Consider the following 263-nt stretch of genomic DNA (forward strand, 5'->3'; position numbering starts at 1 on the left):
GGGGCATAATGGGCGAACTTGCCGGAATTGGTCATCAGGATGGCGTCATCCTTAGCTGGCAAAATAGGTGTGACGACGACGCAAGTATCGGCGACGATGACGACGCCTGCCCTTTCCAGCGCCTGCCTGCGCCCGTCTTTCTCCAGCTCGGCCAGCGCATGACGGCCCGTACAGGCATAGAGCGGGACAGCGAGCTTGCGTTGCGCTATGGCGCGCTCCAGACGGTCGAATTCCGTTATCGAAAGATGCGGACTGCCAATGGC

At 60.5% G+C, this 263-nt stretch carries 1 protein-coding gene; it reads right to left on the bottom strand.

The window, feature by feature from the left end; translation table 11 throughout:
- On the bottom strand, nucleotides 1-263 hold a 263-nt coding region (locus SB719_RS20830; protein WP_412159842.1), incomplete at both ends, for an aconitase X.

This window comes from Pantoea sp. SIMBA_079 (genome assembly GCF_046940275.1).
Lineage (GTDB): Bacteria > Pseudomonadota > Gammaproteobacteria > Enterobacterales > Enterobacteriaceae > Pantoea > Pantoea borealis.